This window comes from Streptomyces sp. NPDC046939 (assembly GCF_040644575.1).
Classification (GTDB): Bacteria; Actinomycetota; Actinomycetes; order Streptomycetales; family Streptomycetaceae; genus Streptomyces.
In genome coordinates this window covers 95,959-113,308 of record NZ_JBEYWV010000010.1, presented here as the reverse complement: position 1 = coordinate 113,308, position 17,350 = coordinate 95,959, and the positions used below count along the sequence as shown (strand labels likewise).

General features: G+C 71.1%; 15 protein-coding genes. 5 read left to right on the top strand and 10 right to left on the bottom strand.

Features of this window, described 5'->3' with window-relative positions; genetic code table 11:
- Positions 1 to 29: 29 nt before the first annotated feature.
- From ABZ877_RS13570 to panB, 3 genes are all read right to left on the bottom strand, one after another.
- Positions 30 to 875 carry an ABC transporter permease gene (locus tag ABZ877_RS13570; RefSeq protein ID WP_361069209.1) on the bottom strand — a complete coding sequence of 282 codons (846 nt, stop codon included), beginning with the start codon at positions 873 to 875 and terminating at the stop codon, positions 30 to 32.
- The gene (locus ABZ877_RS13565; protein ID WP_361069207.1) at positions 872 to 1,897 is read right to left on the bottom strand and encodes an ATP-binding cassette domain-containing protein; all 1,026 of its coding nucleotides are present in this window, start codon (positions 1,895 to 1,897) and stop codon (positions 872 to 874) included. Before ABZ877_RS13565 ends, ABZ877_RS13570 begins: the two co-directional genes overlap by 4 nt.
- Positions 1,898 to 2,058: 161 nt before the next feature.
- Entirely contained in the window at positions 2,059 to 2,931 is an 873-nt protein-coding gene (gene panB, locus ABZ877_RS13560; protein WP_361069204.1) for a 3-methyl-2-oxobutanoate hydroxymethyltransferase, read from the bottom strand.
- Positions 2,932 to 3,121: 190 nt separating this feature from the next.
- On the opposite strand from panB, the gene ABZ877_RS13555 reads away from it, so the two are divergent.
- The 4 genes from ABZ877_RS13555 (at position 3,122) to ABZ877_RS13540 (ending at position 8,105) form a co-directional block, all read left to right on the top strand.
- Positions 3,122 to 4,717, top strand: coding sequence for a DHA2 family efflux MFS transporter permease subunit (locus tag ABZ877_RS13555; RefSeq protein ID WP_361069201.1), 1,596 nt, complete (start codon positions 3,122 to 3,124; stop codon positions 4,715 to 4,717).
- Positions 4,718 to 4,816: 99 nt separating this feature from the next.
- Entirely contained in the window at positions 4,817 to 5,500 is a 684-nt protein-coding gene (locus tag ABZ877_RS13550) for a TetR/AcrR family transcriptional regulator (RefSeq protein WP_361069199.1), read from the top strand.
- Between the two features lie 194 nt (positions 5,501 to 5,694).
- Positions 5,695 to 6,720 carry an endonuclease/exonuclease/phosphatase family protein gene (locus ABZ877_RS13545; RefSeq protein ID WP_361069196.1) on the top strand — a complete coding sequence of 342 codons (1,026 nt, stop codon included), beginning with the start codon at positions 5,695 to 5,697 and terminating at the stop codon, positions 6,718 to 6,720.
- Between the two features lie 158 nt (positions 6,721 to 6,878).
- Positions 6,879 to 8,105, top strand: coding sequence for an MFS transporter (locus ABZ877_RS13540; RefSeq protein ID WP_361069193.1), 1,227 nt, complete (start codon positions 6,879 to 6,881; stop codon positions 8,103 to 8,105).
- A gap of 449 nt (positions 8,106 to 8,554) precedes the next feature.
- Here ABZ877_RS13540 and ABZ877_RS13535 read toward each other — a convergent pair whose 3' ends face one another.
- The 3 genes from ABZ877_RS13535 to ABZ877_RS13525 form a co-directional block, all read right to left on the bottom strand.
- On the bottom strand, positions 8,555 to 10,495 hold the full coding sequence (locus ABZ877_RS13535) for a S53 family peptidase (RefSeq protein WP_361069191.1): 1,941 nt from the start codon (positions 10,493 to 10,495) through the stop codon (positions 8,555 to 8,557).
- A gap of 183 nt (positions 10,496 to 10,678) precedes the next feature.
- A complete protein-coding gene (locus ABZ877_RS13530; protein ID WP_361069188.1) occupies positions 10,679 to 11,320 on the bottom strand; it encodes a DUF305 domain-containing protein in 642 nt (213 codons plus the stop codon).
- Positions 11,317 to 11,991, bottom strand: coding sequence for a DUF3105 domain-containing protein (locus tag ABZ877_RS13525; protein ID WP_361069185.1), 675 nt, complete (start codon positions 11,989 to 11,991; stop codon positions 11,317 to 11,319). The genes ABZ877_RS13530 and ABZ877_RS13525 overlap by 4 nt, the downstream gene beginning before the upstream one ends.
- Positions 11,992 to 12,263: 272 nt before the next feature.
- On the opposite strand from ABZ877_RS13525, the gene glnA reads away from it, so the two are divergent.
- On the top strand, positions 12,264 to 13,625 hold the full coding sequence (gene glnA / locus ABZ877_RS13520; RefSeq protein WP_361069183.1) for a type I glutamate--ammonia ligase: 1,362 nt from the start codon (positions 12,264 to 12,266) through the stop codon (positions 13,623 to 13,625).
- Positions 13,626 to 13,641: 16 nt separating this feature from the next.
- Here the strand turns inward: glnA and ABZ877_RS13515 are convergent, their stop codons facing one another.
- Genes ABZ877_RS13515 through ABZ877_RS13500 form a run of 4 tightly spaced genes read right to left on the bottom strand, consistent with a single transcriptional unit; the run spans position 13,642 to position 17,250 of the window.
- Complete coding sequence (locus ABZ877_RS13515) at positions 13,642 to 14,061, bottom strand: VOC family protein (RefSeq protein ID WP_361069180.1); 420 nt, start codon at positions 14,059 to 14,061, stop codon at positions 13,642 to 13,644.
- 3 nt (positions 14,062 to 14,064) lie between these two features.
- A complete protein-coding gene (locus tag ABZ877_RS13510) occupies positions 14,065 to 15,093 on the bottom strand; it encodes a TolB-like translocation protein (RefSeq protein WP_361069177.1) in 1,029 nt (342 codons plus the stop codon).
- On the bottom strand, positions 15,090 to 16,358 hold the full coding sequence (locus ABZ877_RS13505) for an MFS transporter (RefSeq protein WP_361069175.1): 1,269 nt from the start codon (positions 16,356 to 16,358) through the stop codon (positions 15,090 to 15,092). Before ABZ877_RS13505 ends, ABZ877_RS13510 begins: the two co-directional genes overlap by 4 nt.
- A gap of 1 nt (position 16,359) precedes the next feature.
- Positions 16,360 to 17,250 (bottom strand): alkaline phosphatase family protein, encoded by an 891-nt coding sequence (locus ABZ877_RS13500; RefSeq protein ID WP_361069172.1) that lies wholly within the window; start codon positions 17,248 to 17,250, stop codon positions 16,360 to 16,362.
- Positions 17,251 to 17,350: the final 100 nt, after the last annotated feature.

The window sequence follows — 17,350 nt, the reverse complement described above, 5'->3', positions numbered from 1 at the left end:
GCGCACCGACCGGGCATCCCAGCGGGCGCTCAGCTCTTCTTGGTGAACTTGCGGATGGCGACCGGCGCCATGACGACCGTCAGGCCCGCCGTCCAGGCGAGCGTCACCCACAGGCCGTGGGCGACCGGGAACTTGCCGCCGACCATCAGGCCGCGGGCCGCGTCCGCCAGCCCGGACATGGGGTTGTACTTCGTGAAGTTCTCCAGCCAGCCCGGCATGGAGCTCGGCGGGGCGAAGATCGACGAGCCGAACTGCAGCGGCATCATCACCAGGAAGCCCATCGCCTGCACGGACTGGGCGTTCTTCATGGTCACGCCGAGGACCAGGAAGATCCACATGATGGCGGAGCCGAACAGCGCGGACAGTCCGACCGCGGCGAGCAGACCGGCCCAGTGGCCGTTGATGTCGAAGCCGACGAGCACCGCGACGACCATCAGGACCGTGGTGGCGGTCAGCAGCCGCAGCAGCTCCACCGCGATCTTGGCGATCAGGACCGAGCCGCGGCCGATGGGCAGGGACCGGAAGCGGTCCATGATGCCTTTGTGGAAGTCCTCGTTGAAGCCGGTGCCGACGCCCTGCGCGATGTTCATGCTCATCATCGCGACCATGCCGGGGATCACGTACTGCACGTACTGCTGCTGGCCGCCGCCGAGCGACTGGCCGATCGAGCCGCCGAAGACGTAGACGAACAGCAGGGTGAAGACGACGGGCATCAGGACGGCGTCGAACATCGACTCCGGGTCCTGCTTGATCCACAGCAGGTTGCGGCGGATGAGGGCGCCGGTGTGGCGCAGATGGCCGCGCAGCCCGATCCGGGGGTCGGCGTCGACCTTGATGGTGGGAGCGGTCGTGGGGGACAAGGTGGTGGTGCTCATACGGCGACCTCCTGGAGTGCGGGGCGGGCGTCCTGCGGCGCGGACGCCTTCTCGCCGGTGATGGAGAGGAACACCTCGTCCAGGCTGGGCAGTTCGGTGGTGATGGAGCCGATGGTGATCCCGCGCGCGGTGACCGCGCCGACGACGGCGGTGAGCTGCTCGTCGCTGAGGATCGGGACCAGGACGGTGTCGGTCGAGGTGTCGATCGTGGAGGCGGCGAGGCCGGTCAGGCCCATGTCGTCGAGGGCCGCCGCGAGCGGGCGCAGTTCGAGCGGGTCGGCCGGGCGGATGCGCAGGGTGCGCCCGCCGACCTTCGCCTTCAGCTCCTCGATGCCGCCGCCCGCGATGACCTGGCCGCGGTCGATGACGGTCAGCTCGGAGGCGAGCTGCTCGGCCTCCTCCATGTACTGGGTGGTGAGCAGGACGGTCACGCCGTCCCGCACCATCGACCGGACCTCGTCCCACACCTCGTTGCGGGTGCGGGGGTCGAGGCCGGTCGTCGGCTCGTCCAGGTAGAGGACGTGCGGGCGGCCGATCATCGAGGCCGCGAGGTCGAGGCGGCGGCGCATGCCGCCGGAGTACGTCTTGGCGGGGCGGGTCGCCGCGTCGGTGAGGGAGAACCGCTCCAGGAGGGAGTCGGCGCGGCTGCGCGCCTCCTTCCTGGACAGGTCGAGCAGGCGCCCGATCATGTACAGGTTCTCGCGGCCCGAGAGCTTCTCGTCGACCGAGGCGTACTGGCCGGTGAGCCCTATCACGCGGCGCAGTTGCCGGGGCTGCTTCACCGCGTCGTAGCCGGCGACGACCGCCGTGCCGGAGTCGGGGGTGATGAGGGTGGACAGGCAGCGGACGAGGGTGGTCTTGCCCGCGCCGTTGGGGCCGAGGACACCCATCACGGTGCCTTCGTGGACGTCGAGGTCCACGCCGTCGAGGGCCTTGGTCGCGCCGTAGTGCTTGACCAGTCCCCGCACGGACACGGCCACCGGGCGGCCGCTGTCGCCGGGATTCTTGTCGATTCGCGTCATGGGCACCAAGGTGCCAGCCGCCACCGACAAGTCGCCGACAGCGGGCCGACAGACAAGAACGATCGCCGATATATCGCCGACAGAACGGCCGCGGCCCGTCGACGGGGGAAGATCGACGGGCCGCGTTGGTGCCGCTATGGCTCAAGGGCGCATGCCGCGCATCAGTGGACGGAGTGCTCCTCCAGAGGGAACGTTCCGCCGACCACGTCCTCCGCAAACGCCTTCGCCGCGTCGGACATCACCGTGCGCAGGTTGGCGTACTGCTTCACGAAGCGCGGCATCTTGCCCCCGGTGAGGCCGAGTGCGTCCGTCCAGACCAGGACCTGGGCGTCCGTCTCCGGGCCCGCGCCGATGCCGACCGTCGGGATGTGCAGGACCCGGGTGACCTCGGCGGCCAGCTCCGCCGGGACCAGTTCGAGGACGACGGCGAACGCGCCCGCGTCCTGCACCGCCTTCGCGTCGCGCAGCAACTGCTGCGCCGCCTCCTCGCCGCGCCCCTGCACCCGGTAGCCCATGGTGTTGACGGACTGCGGGGTCAGGCCGATGTGGGCCATGACCGGGATGCCCGCCTCGACGAGCAGCTTGATCTGGTCGTGCGAGCGCTCGCCGCCCTCCAGCTTGACCGCGCCGACGCCCGCCTCCTTCACCAGGCGCATGGCGGAGCGCAGCGCCTGGACCGGGCCCTCCTGGTAGGAGCCGAAGGGCAGGTCGCCGACGATCAGCGCCCGGCTCGTGCCGCGCACGACGGCGGCGGAGAGCATGGTGAGCTGGTCGAGGGTGACCGGGACGGTGGTGTCGTAGCCGAGGTGGCAGTTGCCCGCCGAGTCGCCGACCAGCATCACGGGGATGCCGGCCTCGTCGAAGACCGATGCCGTCATCGCGTCGTACGCGGTGAGCATCGGCCACTTCTCGCCCCGCTCCTTGGCGAGGGTGATGTCGCGCACCGTGATGCGCCGGGTGCCCTTGCCCCCGTACAGCGCCTTGGGGTTGCTGCTGTCGGTGGCCGGTGTCTGGGCAGCCTGGAGTTGCGTCATCGCAACGGCTCCTTCATGTCGTCTCGAGGCGCCCTGACGGCGTCCCCGGATCGCTTCCCATGGTGGCACCGCGTGCCGCCCGCGCGCCAGGCCCCCTCCCCGGCAATGCCGTCGCAAAGGCTCGGTAAGGCTTTGTCCCTGATTTCAATACGAGACGGGACCGTATCGAAACGGGGCTAGGGTCGTACACATGACCAGTCCTGCCGCCCCAGCGGCTCCGCGTGTACCGGAGGCCGTGCATCGCCGCCGATGGGCGATCCTCGGCGTGCTCATGCTGAGCCTGCTGATCGTCGTCCTCGACAACTCGATCCTCAACGTCGCGATCAAGACGATCTCGACGCCCGCGCCCACCGGCCTCGGCGCCACCCAGAGCGAGCTCGAATGGGCCATCAACGCCTACACCCTCGTCTTCGCGGGCCTGCTGTTCACCGCCGGGCTGCTCGGCGACCGGCTCGGCCGCAAGAAGGTGCTCATCGGGGGCCTCGTCGTGTTCGGCGTGGGCTCCGCGCTCGCCGCCGAGTCCGGCTCCCCGGTCCAGCTCATCGCGTTCCGCGCGCTGATGGGGCTCGGCGCCGCCTTCGTCATGCCGGCCACGCTCGCCGTGCTCATGAACGTCTTCGAGCGCGAGGAGCAGCCCAAGGCCATCGGCATCTGGGCGGGCGGCGTCGGCCTCGCCATCGCCATCGGCCCGATCACCGGCGGTCTGCTCCTCGACCACTTCTGGTGGGGCTCGGTCTTCCTGGTCAACGTGCCGATCGTGATCCTCGCCGTCATCCTGATGCTCGCGCTCGTGCCCGACTCCAAGGACCCGAAGCCGGGCCGCATCGACCTCGTCGGCGTGGCCCTGTCCATCGTCGGACTCGTCCTGCTCGTCTACGGGATCATCAAGGGCGGCGACGAGGGCGACTTCACCGGCGCCCAGGTCCTCGCCACCATCGTCGCCGGGCTCGTCGTGCTCGCCGCCTTCGTGGTCTACGAGAAGCGCAGCGACCACCCCTCGATCGACATCGACTACTTCAAGAACAAGGTGTTCTCGGCCGCGATCGCCGCCATCGCCCTGGTCTTCTTCGCGCTGATGGGCGTCACCTTCTTCTCCGTCTTCTACACGCAGAGCGTGCGCGGGTACTCGCCGCTGCAGACCGGCGCCCTGATGCTGCCGCTCGCCGTGGCCCAGCTGATCTTCGCGCCGCGCGCCCGGATCGTCGTCGACAAGATCGGCGTACGGGCCACCACCACTGGGGGGCTCGTCCTGCTCGCGGGCATGCTGGCCGCCTTCACCATCCTCGACGCGGACACCCCGATCTGGCTCCTGGAGGTCATGTTCTTCCTGATGGGCACGGGCATGGCGCACGTCATGACCCCGACCAGCGTCGTGATCATGCAGGCGCTGCCGCGCGAGAAGGCCGGCTCCGCGTCCGCGCTCAGCAACACCTTCCGGCAGGTCGGCGGCGCGCTAGGGATCGCCGTCCTCGGCTCCGTGCTCTCCACCGCCTACCGCAGCGGCATCGAGGACAAGCTCGGCCTGCTCCCGCCCGGCCTGCGGGACACCGCGGGCGGCTCCATCGAGGCCACGCTCGGTGTCGCCCAGAAGCTCGGGCCGCGCGCCGAGAGCCTGGTCGGCGCCGCCAACGACTCGTTCCTGCACGCCATGCACGTCACCGCCCTGTGGGGCGCGGGCGTCGCCCTGATCAGCGCCGTCGTCACCGCCCTGTTCCTGCCCGGCAGGGTTCCGGCCGCGCCCGAAGGGCAGCCGGGGGAGACGGAGAAGGTCGGGGCGGGCCACTGACGGGCCGCCCGTACGCGAGCGGTCCCCGGCGGCGCTGAGACAATCACCCCGGAAGCCGGCGGAGTGCCGGATTCCGGGGCGTGGCGGAAAGGCGGAGGCGTGGACACGGAATGGGCCGGGCGGCAGGCGCGACGGCACAGGAGTCCCGGCACGCCGACACCGCCCCCGCAGCCCGGGACGGCGGAGCCCGAGGCGCCGGTCAGGGGCCGCCCCCGCAGCGAGGCGGTGGAGCAGGCCATCGTCGAGGGCGTCGTCATGCTCCTGGAGGAGGGCGTCCCGCTCGCCGAACTGTCCATCGAGCGGATCGCCCGGACCGCGGGCGTCGGCAAGGCCACCATCTACCGGCGCTGGAGCGGCAAGGAGGAACTCTTCGTCGACGTCCTGCGCTCCATCGAGGTCCCCGACCCGGAACTGCCCGGCACGTCCATGCGGGACGACCTCGTCTGCCTCCTCGAACACCTGCGCAAGCGCGGTCTGTCCATGCGCAGATCGGTGCTGCTGCACAACGTGTTCGCGCAGATGAAGACCCTGCCGCGGCTCTGGGACGCGTACCACGAGATCGTCATCGACCCGCGCCGCCGCACCATGCACGACGTGCTGCGGCGCGGCGTCGCCGACGGCGAGCTGCCCCCGGACACCGACATCGAGCTCGCCAACGACCTCCTCACCGGACCCATGCTGCTGCGCTCCATCATGCGGAGTGACATGCCTCTCGCCGACGACCTCGCGGAGCGGATCGTCGACCTCGCCCTCGCCGGACTGCGCGCCGGAGACCCGCGCTGAATGTGCGCGTTTCGTCACAAGCGGCCCATCCCGGCGCCCTGTCCGGAACTCCGGACGCCGTGCCGCTCGTCATCGTGGCCGTACGGACGTCAAGGACCCCGCCCGATCGGGGTGTGACGGGACAGAAAGCCGCCGCTCATCCCCTAGGGTTTTTCGGGCAGGAACGGCGGGCACGGCAGTGAGGCGACGACGGTATGGCGCAGGCGTACGACACCGACACGGCGAACGGCCAGGAGACCCGGCACACCGGGCCGGGTGACCGCCTGCGCGGTCTCGGCCGCCGGCTGCGGACCGACCGCGGTCTGTGGCGCCGCGGCATCGTCCTCGCGGCCGTCGCGGTGCTCCTCGCACTCGTCATGCTGCTGCACGCGCAGATCCCCAACAGCGTCGGCAACCTCGGCTCGCTGATCGAGACGTTCCTGCCGTGGCTCGGCGTGTTCCTCCCCGTGCTGCTGATCCTCGGGGTGCTGCGGAAGTCGGCGACCGCGCTCGTCGCGCTGCTCGTCCCGACGGTCGTCTGGTTCAGCGGCTTCGGCGGCCTGCTCACCGACAAGCAGGGCGGCGGCGGCGACCTCACCGTCGCCACGCACAACGTCAACGCGGACAACGCCGACCCCGTCGGCACCGCCAGGGACGTCGCCGCCTCCGGTGCCGAGATCCTCGCCCTGGAGGAGCTGACGGCCAGGGCCGTACCCACGTACGAGAAGGCGCTCAGGTCGGCCTACCCCTACCACTCGGTGCAGGGCACCGTCGGCCTGTGGAGCAAGTACCCGCTCTCGGCGACCAAGCCCGTCAACATCCGGCTGGGCTGGACCCGCGCCATGCGCTCCACCGTCGCGACGCCGAAGGGCGACATCGCCGTCTACGTGGCCCACATGCCCTCGGTACGGGTCAAGCTCAACTCCGGGTTCACCGCCAGCCAGCGCGACAAGAGCGCGAACGCGCTGGGCGAGGCGATCTCCGACGAGCCGCTCGGCAAGGTCGTCCTGCTCGGCGACCTCAACGGCACCATGAACGACCGCGCCCTCACCGCCATCACCTCCCAGATGCGCTCCACCCAGGGCGCGGCGGGCAGCGGCTTCGGCTTCAGCTGGCCCGCCTCGTTCCCGATGGCCCGCATCGACCAGATCCTGGTCAAGGGCGTGGAACCGGTCTCGTCGTGGACGCTGCCCGAGACCGGGAGCGACCATCTGCCGATCGCGGCGCGGGTCACGCTGTGACGCGGGGGTTCTGAGCCCCGCGGGGTTTCGCAAGGTGTCACAGGGCTTTTACCTGCCGGAATACTGCGTGCGGGACACTTTGTTCCGTACGTAAACTAATGAGTTCAGCCCCGCTCCCTGTGTCCCCCTGTGTCCCCACTCCCTTTGGACGATTTCTCATGCCCCTCGCCCTGCTCGCGCTCGCCGTGGGCGCCTTCGGCATCGGCACGACCGAGTTCGTGATGATGGGCCTGCTGCCCGACGTCGCGGACGACCTCCACATCTCGATCCCCGCCGCCGGACACCTCGTCTCCGCCTACGCGCTCGGCGTCGTCATCGGCGCCCCGCTCCTCGCCGCCCTCACCGCCCGCATGCCGCGCCGCCGCGTCCTCATCGGGCTCATGGTCCTCTTCGTCGTCGGCAACGCGGTCTCCGCCGTCGCCCCCGACCACCACTGGCTGCTGCTCGCGCGCTTCGTCAGCGGGCTGCCGCACGGCGCCTTCTTCGGCGTCGGCGCCGTCGTCGCGACCTCCCTCGTCGCGCCCGAACGCAAAGCCCGCTCCGTGTCGCTGATGTTCCTCGGCCTGACCGTCGCCAACATCGTCGGCGTCCCCGTCGCCACCGCCATGGGGCAGCAGCTCGGCTGGCGCGCCACCTTCCTCACCGTCAGCGCCATCGGCGTCGCCGCGATCGCCGCCCTCGCGGCGCTCGTCCCCGCCGACCACGGGCACGGCTCCGCCGTCGGCGTCCGCGGCGAACTCCGGGCGCTCCGCTCGCTCCCCGTCTGGCTCGCGCTCGGCACCACCGTCGCCGGGTTCGGGGCGCTCTTCTCGGCGTACAGCTACATCACGCCGATGCTCACGGACAGCGCCGGGTTCGCCGAGTCCAGCGTGACGCTGCTGCTCGCCCTGTTCGGCGTCGGCGCCACCGCCGGCAACCTCGCCGGGGGCCGCCTCGCCGACCACTCCCTGCGCGGCACCCTCTTCGGCGGCCTCACGTCCCTCGTCGCCGTCCTCGCCCTGTTCCCGGTCCTCATGCGTACGGAGTGGAGCGCGGGGCTCGGCGTGCTGCTGCTCGGCACGGCGGCGTTCGTCACCGGGTCGCCGCTCCAGCTCATGGTGATGGAGAAGGCGTCCGCCGCGCCGTCCCTCGCCTCGTCCGCCAACCAGGCGGCGTTCAACCTGGCCAACGCGGGCGGCGCCTGGCTCGGCGGCCTCGCCCTCGCGGCGGGCCTGGGCGTCACGTCCCCGGCGCTTACCGGGGCGGCGCTGGCCGTCCTGGGCCTCGGTGTGGCTGCGCTCGCGTATGTTGTCGACGCTCGGCGGGCCACGGTGCGGTTGGGCCCGGGGCGCCTGATCGCGAGCCATGTTCCTGCGGAGCGGGAGCCGACCGACACCAGCGTGTGAGGCGCCGCCCGCGCGGGTGCCGGCGTCTGCGTGGCTCTGTCTCGTTGCCGGGTGCCGCGCCGTCGTGGCTGGTCGCGCAGTTCCCCGCGCCCCTGAGATGCGCACTTCGTGCGCCATCTCAGAGCCATCTCCCGATGGAGGCGCGGCGAAGCCGCACGCCTCCAGGGGCGCGGGGAACGGCGCGAGCAACCACGATGCGACCGTGAGTCGCCCACGAGGCCGCGCTGGGCAGACGGGAAGGCGCCGGGGGCGCGGGGAACGGCGCGAGCAACCACGATGCGACCGTGAGTCGCCCACGAGGCCGCGCTCGGCAGACGGGAAGGCGCCAGGGGCGCGGGGAACTGCGCGATCAGCCGTGGTGCACCCGCACCGAAGCCACCGCCGCAACAGAACCCCGCCCCCCAGAGGGCCTAACCCGAAGCAACCCCCCGAGCCGAACGCCCGCAGAACTATCGCCCGCGCCCCCAGGACGCCACATACCCGAGCGCCGGCGACCCGACCCCGGTGACATCGTCATAGCCCCGGACCGCCTTGAGGGAGGAATCCTTCCCCAGGCTGCGTACAGAGGTCAGCAACCCCTCCGCCGCGTCGTACCCGTTGGCGAAGTCCACCCGCGCGACCGCGAGGTCACCCTTCACCGGGTGGTCCGTCACATCGTGGTAGACCCGCGAGCCGTACCGGTCGTAGATCGCCGGGTTGGCGAACCCGATGGCCCGCCCGCCCCGCGACTGCTGCGCGAGCGCCTGCACACCGGCGATGACGGGCGCGGCCAGCGACGTACCGCCGATGCGGTACTCGTCGTACCCGAGTGATCCGTCCGGCATGGTCTGCGTCTGCCCGACGAGGAACCCGGTGTTGGGGTCGGCGATGGCGGCGATGTCGGGGACGACCCGGTTCAGCCCACCGTTGGCGCGCGCCAAGGCGCTCGGGACGACGCCCTTCTGGTAGTACGGCTGCGCGACGGTACGGCTCGTACCGCCCCCCGCACCGGAGGTGTACGCGCCGGGGAAGTCGACCCAGCTCTTGCCGTCGGCGGAGAGGTTGGCCTTGAGGGTGCCCCAGCCGGTCTCCCACTGGTACGTGTCGCCCTTGCCGACGGCGAGCGAGGTGCCGCCGACCGCGGTGACCCACGCGGAGTTGGCGGGGGTGTCGACCTGCTTGACCCCGGTGTTGGCGACTTCGTCGCCGTTGTCGCCGGAGGAGAAGTAGAAGCCGATGCCCTGGACCGCGCCGAGCTGGAAGACCCGGTCGTACGCGGCGGCGAGCTGCGGCGTCTGGTTGGCCTCGATGTCGCCCCAGGAGTTGGAGACGATGTCGGCGAGGTGCTTGTCGACGATGGTGGCGAGGGAGTCGAGCAGGTCGTCGTCGTAGCAGGAGGCGGCGCCGACGTAGGTGATGTCGGCCTTGGGCGCGACCGCGTGCACGGCTTCGACGTCGAGGGTCTCCTCGCCGTACCAGCCGGCGGCGCCGCACTCCTCGGTCTTGGTGTAGTCGGCGGGAAGGACCTGCTTGAGCTGGCCCTTGGCGTACGGCGCGTCACCGTGCTTGGCCGCGTACGTCTTCGCGTCCTTCGCGATGGTCGGCGAGGCGTACGCGTCGGTGATGGCGACCCGTACGCCCTTGCCGGTGGCCTTGCCCGCACCGTAGGCGGCGCGCAGTTGCTTGCCGGTGTAGCCCTTGACGGCGTACGGGACCTTCTTGCCGTACGCGGTGGGCAGCTTCTCGGCGATGTTGGAGCCGTAGTAGGAGGAGAACGGCCCGGCGTTGCGGAACACCGCGTCGGGTGGCGGGAGTTCGTCCTGGTGGGCGGCCTTGTGGGGGGCGCTGTCCAGGCCGGTGACGGTGAGCACGGCGCCGTGGAGGGAGCGCGGCACGGACGCGGTGCCCGCGGGGGCCCGGTAGGTGTGCTTGCCCTTGGCGTAGTTGTGGAGCTGGGTGCCGAACGCCTTCTCGGCGGCGGCGACGTCACCGGAGACGGATATGTAGTGCTGGGTGGTGCCGGTCACGGTGAGGCCCGAGGACGTGAGCCACTTCGTGACCTCGGCTATCTGCGCCTTGGTGGCGCCGAACCGTTCCCGCGCCTGCTTCGCGCTGAGGTACTTGCCGTAGGAGGCGGAGGACGGGTCGGAGACGGCCTTCGCGTAGGCGGCCAGTCCGGCGGCGTTCCGCCCGGCGAGGTAGACGCGGGCGGTGACCCTGTTGCTGTCGGCCGTCGCGCCCTTGTCGGCCGTGCCGGTGGCCCACAGCGGCTTGGTGCCGGCGAGGGCGGCGCGGCCGCTGTCGGCCTGGGCGGCCGGGGCGGCGAGGGCGAGCGCGCCGGCGAGGAGCGGCAGGGTCGCCGCCAGGCTCAGACCGGCGCGGGTGCGGCGCGAACCGCGGATGGATCTCATAGAACCCCCTGGTCTCATGGAACCCCTGGGCGAGGTGCGCATGGTGCGAACCGCGTGTAACGCACACGCAGGGGCCTCACTCTTGCCAGGAACCGTTCACGTCGGGGGAATGCGGCGGCCAAGAAGGGGTCAAGTCACGTCAAGTCCGATCGGAAACGGCCGATTTGACCGGGGCGCCGCCGCTCAGGGTGTCGTAGACACCGTCGCTCCCCGGTCCTTCAGCATGTCCGTCATCAGGTCGATCTCGGACTGCTGCGAGGCCACCATCCCGCGCGCGAGCCGCCGCTCGGCCCCGACGACGCACAGCTTCACGCACCCCTCGGCCATGTGCACGCCGCCCTTGTGGTGGGCGATCATCAGCCGCAGGTACATGATCTCGGCCGCGCGCCCGCGGGCCATGCCGAGCGCCGCCATCTGCCGGTCGGTGGCCATGCCGGGCATCAGCGCCCCGTCCTCGCCGGCCGGCGCGTCGCCCATCCCCATCCACGCCATCGGCGCCTTCTCCGACACCTTCGGCAGCTCCCACAGGTCGAGCCAGCCGAGCATCATCCCGCGCTGGTTGGCCTGCGTCTGCGCGATGTCGTAGGCGAGGCGGCGCACCTCCTCGTCCTCGGTCCGGTCGCGCACGATGTACGACATCTCGACGGCCTGCTGATGGTGCACGGCCATGTCCCGCGCGAACCCGGCGTCCGCGGACTCGGCCGCCGGCACCTTCAGATCGGCCGGGCCGCCGTCCCCGTCGGCGGCCGCGTAGGTGACGGCGCCCGCGGCCACGGCGACCGCCGCGGCCACGGACACCAGCCACCCTGTCGTCCTGCGCGTCACTTGGAGAGACCGCCCGTGCACGAGGCGCCCGGCTCGGGGGTCTGCTTGCCCTGCACGAACGTCGAGAAGAACGAGGCGACGGCGGGGTCCGACGCGCTCTTCACCGTCCGCTGGTGCCCCCAGGCGCTGAGCATGATCGGGTCCTTCTGGTCCTCGACCGGGCTCATGAGCGAGTACGGCGTGCTCTTGACCTTCGTGGCGAGCGCCTTGACGTCCTTCTCGGCGGCCTTGTCGGTGTACGTCACCCAGACGGACCCGTGCTCCAGGGCGTGCACGGCGTTCTCGTTCGGGATCGCCTTGTCGTAGACGTCACCGTTGCAGTTCATCCACACCGGGTGGTGGTCGCCGCCGACCGGCGGGTTCATCGGGTAGGCGACCTTCTTGGTGACATGGTTGCGCGTGAGCTTCTCGCTCCAGGTGCCGACGCCGTCCTTGTCGTAGGAGAAGTGACCGGAGCCGCTCGGCGCCTTGGCGTCCGGCTTGTCGTCGTCATTGCTCTTCGTCACGGCCCACGCGGTGACTCCTATCAGGGCGGCCACGACGACCGTGCTCACCGAGATCACGGCGATCCGGCCGCGCCGGGCGCGGGCGCGCTCGGCGCGGCGCATCTCCTCTATGCGGCCCTTGCGGTCCTTGGCGGGAGAGGCGGAGGTCTTCTTGGCGGAACCCATGGCATGTCCTTCTGCGGAAAGGGCGAGACGGGCGGGCCCGCTGATCGTAGTGCGCGAAACGGCCTGCGTGGGAGGTGGCTGTCGTCCGTGCCGAGGGCGGCAGGCACTATGGCCCTGGGGGGTGCAACGGGCACTATGAACACGACACCGGCCGATCAAGGACGATCAAGGTCGGCAACGCGAACGAAACGGGCGTGTGGTGGGATGGGGCCGGGCGCCTCCACGTCCCCGGAGCAGGTGGCCTGACCAGCAAGGATGGGTGGAAGCGGAAGATGGACAAGCAGCAGGAATTCGTGCTCCGGACCCTGGAGGAGCGCGACATCCGGTTCGTACGCCTGTGGTTCACGGATGTGCTGGGCTTCCTCAAGTCGGTCGCCGTGGCCCCCGCCGAGTTGGAACAGGCGTTTGATGAGGGAATCGGCTTCGACGGCTCTGCCATCGAGGGGTTCGCCCGGGTCTACGAGTCCGACATGATCGCCAAGCCGGACCCCGGGACCTTCCAGGTCCTGCCCTGGCGCGCGGAGGCCCCGGGCACCGCCCGGATGTTCTGCGACATCCTCATGCCCGACGGCTCGCCGTCCTTCGCGGACCCGCGCTACGTCCTCAAGCGGGCCCTCGCCAAGACGTCCGACCTGGGCTTCACCTTCTACACGCACCCCGAGATCGAGTTCTTCCTGCTGAAGAACAAGCCCCTGGACGGCTCGCGCCCGACGCCCGCCGACAACTCGGGCTACTTCGACCACACCCCGCAGAACGTGGGCATGGACTTCCGCCGCCAGGCGATCACCATGCTGGAGTCGATGGGCATCTCGGTGGAGTTCAGCCACCACGAGGGCGCGCCGGGCCAGCAGGAGATCGACCTGCGCTACGCGGACGCGCTCTCCACGGCCGACAACATCATGACGTTCCGCCTGGTGATGAAGCAGGTGGCCCTTGAACAGGGCGTCCAGGCCACCTTCATGCCGAAGCCGTTCTCGGAGTACCCGGGCTCGGGCATGCACACCCACCTCTCCCTCTTCGAGGGCGACCGGAACGCGTTCTACGAGTCCGGCGCCGAGTACCAGCTCTCGAAGGTCGGCCGCTCCTTCATCGCGGGCCTGCTGCGCCACGCCGCCGAGATCTCCGCGGTCACCAACCAGTGGGTCAACTCCTACAAGCGCATCTGGGGCGGCTCGGAGCGCACCGCGGGCGCCGGCGGCGAGGCCCCCTCCTACATCTGCTGGGGCCACAACAACCGCTCGGCCCTCATCCGCGTCCCGATGTACAAGCCCGGCAAGACGGGCTCGGCGCGCGTGGAGGTCCGCTCCATCGACTCGGGCGCCAACCCCTACCTCACCTACGCGGTCCTCCTGGCGGCGGGCCTGAAGGGCATCGAGGAGGGCTACGAGCTTCCCCCGGGCGCCGACGACGACGTCTGGGCCCTCTCCGACGCCGAACGCCGCGCCATGGGCATCGAACCCCTTCCCCAGAACCTCGGCGAGGCCATCGCCCTGATGGAACGCTCGGAACTGGTCGCGGAGACCCTGGGGGAGCACGTGTACGACTTCTTCCTGCGCAACAAGAAGCAGGAGTGGGAGGAGTACCGCTCCGAGGTCACGGCGTTCGAGCTGCGGAAGAACCTGCCGGTGCTGTAGCGGGCGCCGCGCCGCGCTAGCCGAGCGTGTCCCGCAGGGGCACGCTCGCCCGCTTGCGGTACTCCTGGAGCGCCCAGCCGTTGCCGTCCGGGTCCGTGAAGTAGGCGAACGTGCCGCCGTCGTCCGTGCCGAACTGGACCGGGTCCGAGACGTCGACGCCGCGGTCGGTGAGTTCGGCGTGGGCGGCCTTGATGTCGGTGACGACGAGTTGCAGGCCGTGGTAGGTGCCGGGCGTCGGGGTGCCCGTCGGGATCGGGATGCCGGCGGCGAGGACGATGGAGCAGCCCGAGCCGGGTGGCGTGAGCTGGACCAGGCGGGAGCCCGGCATCAGCTCACGGTCCACGTCGCAGCGGAAGCCGACCTTGTCCGTGTAGAAGGACTTGGCGCGGTCGATGTCCGTGACGGGGAGCGGGATCACTTCCAGGGTCATGTCCATCGGTCAAAGGTAGGCGGGGGAGACCGCCGCCGTAAGGAGGCGCCGCGCGCTCCCCGTACCGTCGGCCGGGACCGTGTACAGGTCGGCGCCGTAGTCGCCCGGCAGCGCGTACGTCAGGTGCCCGGCGTCGCTCCACACCGCCTGATCGTCCACGCTGCGCGGCTCGGCCAGCGCCGTCTCCCGCATCGTGGCCAGGTCCAGTACGTACAGGCGCCAGGGGGCGTCCGCGGAGGCTCCCCGCACGCGTTTCTTGTAGGCGATCCTCGTGCCGTCGGGGGAGAGGGAGGGGCATTCGACGTTCCGGTGGAGGGTCGTGACCGTGCGGGTGGCCATGTCGCCCCGGACCAGGTACGTGCTGCCCTTCGTCGCCAGCGTCGCGTAGAAGTGCCGGTCGTCCTGCGCGAACGTCACGCCCCAGAAGTTCACGTCCGCCGAGCGGTAGGCGCGCCCGTCCTTGATGATCCTGTACGACTCCAGGGTCGGGGTCAGTTCTCCCGTCGCTGTGTCCACGATGGCCGCCCGCGTCGAGAAGTCCGTGCCCGCGTAGCTGTCGCCGCCGACGAACGCCGTCCATGCCGCGTACCGCCCGCTCGGCGACACCCGCGCGCGCGAGGGGATGCCGGGGACCGCGTAGTGCGCCTTCTCGTGGAGGCGAGCGTCCAGGACCGTGGCCCGGTAGGTGTCCGTCAGGGTGCCGTGGACCGACTGCAGGCAGATGCCCGTGCCCGCGCTCGCGTAGAAGCGCAGGCACTTCACCCCGGTCGCCGTCGCTGTACGCCGGCCTCCGTCGGGGGCGTCCGCCCGGACCGTCGCCAGTTCGTCCCTGTGCGGGCCCCACGCCATGTTGCGGAAGACCAGACGCGGGGCGCCGGGGGACAGCAGCACCTTTCCCGTGGTCACCGCCGGGCCGCCCGGCCGCGCCTCGTTCCTGCGGTCCGCGCGCGCGGAGGCGTGCAGGACCGCCGCCGTCGCCACCGCGGCCAGGGCGAGCACCGCCGCCATGAGGACCGTGAGCCTGCCGCGGTTCGTCATGCGGCCACCTTCCTTCCGGGCCGAGGGGGCCACAGCGCGTACGACACCGCGCCGCACCCCACGAGGAGCACCGCCGCCACCGTCAGCGCCGTGCGGTCGCCCCACGCCGTCCACGCCGCCCCGAACCCGAGCGAGCCGCCGAAGCGGGCCAGCGCCTGCCCCGTCTGCACCACCGCCAGGCCGGACGAGCGCCGGTCCTCGGGGAGGTCCCCGGACGCGGCTGCCATGAGCACGCCGTCCGTCGCCGCGTAGAACGTGCCGTGGAGGAGAAGCACCGCGTAGGGCAGCGCCGGGCTGTGCGCGTGGGTGAGGAGGAGCCCGTACACCGTCAGCAGGGCCACGTGGCCGCCGAGGAAGACCGGCCAGGCCCCGACCCGGTCGGAGAGGCGGCCCAGGGGCGCCGCCAGGAGCAGGAACGCCGCCGCCGTGCCCAGAGGGAGGAGCGCGAACCACTTCTCCGGTACGCCGAGTTGGCGCTGGAGGAGCAGGTAGACGAAGGCGTCGCTGACCGTGGCCAGGCCGAGGAGCGTCGCGCAGAGGGTGGGGCGGATCAGACGGGCCCGGTCGAGCCGCTGCGGCGATCGGGGAGCGGGGTCCGGGGCGGAGCCCCGGGACGGCGGCACGAACAGCACCAGCACGACCACCCCGAGCACCGCCACGCAGAAGCTGACCGTGAACACCGCGTCGTACCCGTCCACGGTCCAGCGCAGGACGAGGAACGCCACCAGCGGGCCGAGCAGGGCCCCGGCCGTGTCCATCGCCCGGTGCACGCCGAAGGCCCGGCCCCGCGTCTCCGGTTCGCTCGACAGGGAGATCAGCGCGTCGCGCGGGGCCGTGCGCAGGCCCTTGCCTGTGCGGTCGGCGGCGAGGACCGCGCCGATGAGGGGGAGCGAGCCGGCGAGCAGGAGCAGCGGCTTGCACAGGGCGGAGAGGCCGTAGCCGAGGACGGCGACCGTCTTGTGGCGTCCGCCGCCGCTGTCCGCGAACCGGCCGCCGACCAGGCGGACGAGGGCCGAGAAGCCGTTGTAGACGCCGTCGAGGACGCCGAAGCCGAGCGGGCTGAGGCCGAGCCCGGTGACCAGGTACAGCGGCAGCACGGCGGTGACCATCTCGGAGGAGACGTCGGTGATCAGACTGACCGTGCCGAGGGCGAGCACGGTGGGGCCCACGGCGCGCCGCCGCCCGGCGAGAAACCGGGCGGCGGGCTCCGCGGACGTCGGCGCCGGACCCGACGGGGCGCCGGCGCGGCTGTCCGCTACGTACATGTCACGAGGTCCAGACGCCGGTGATGTCCTTGGCCGTCGCGGCGTTGCCCGCGTGCGGGAGGCCGTGCATGTCCTCCAGGGTGCGCAGCAGGTCGTAGTGGTTGTACGTGGTCGAGGACGTCGAGCCGGGGGTGACCCGCTGCCCGTACAGGACCGTGGGGATCTTGTTGCCGCTCAGCCGGTTGTCCTCGTCGAACGTGACGACCAGGAGGCTGTTGTGGGTCTTCGCCCAGGTCGCGTAGGAGCCGAGCTTGTTCTTCAGCCAGGTGTCGCCGGTGGAGACCGAGCAGTCGTGCATGTCGGAGCAGAGGTCGGGGACGACGAAGGAGACCTGGGGGAGGGTGGAGAAGTCGGCCGGGAACTGGGCGAAGGTCTTCGCCGAGGACGTGGGGACGTTGCTGAAGCCGAACCACGGGTTGTGCTTGCGGGCGTAGTCGCCGGACGAGCAGGTCGTCGAACCCGCGCTGGGCAGGCCCTCGTTGTAGCTGCCCCACGTCTTCCCGGCGGCGATCAGCTCCGAGGCGAGGTTGGGCGCCTTGGAGAAGCCGGGGGTGTAGCAACTGTCGTCGGTGACGCCCTGGGTGGAGCCGGAGAACAGGGCGAAGTAGTTGGGCTGGCTGGGGTGGGTCTCGGCGTAGGACGCGGTGAGGTTGGCGCCGCCCGTGCGCAGGCTGTTGATGTAGGGCGCGCTGGACGAGCCGATGACCTGGCTGTACGCGTGGTTCTCGAAGACCACGACGACCGTGTGGTCCGGGGTGGGCACGGCGGCCGCGGCCTGCGCGGGGGAGATGCCGGTGAGGGCGAGCCAGCCGCCGGTGGCGGCGGCCGCGAGGGCGAGGGCCGAGGCGAGCGCCTTGCCGCGGGCGCGCGCGAGGAGTGATCTGCCGGACACGGTGACCTCCGAGGGATCCGAGGGAGCGGGCGGGGGATCTTGGCGTGCGGCCAGATCATGCACACGCCAAGAGCCTCCCGCGTCACACGTGCCGGTCCTG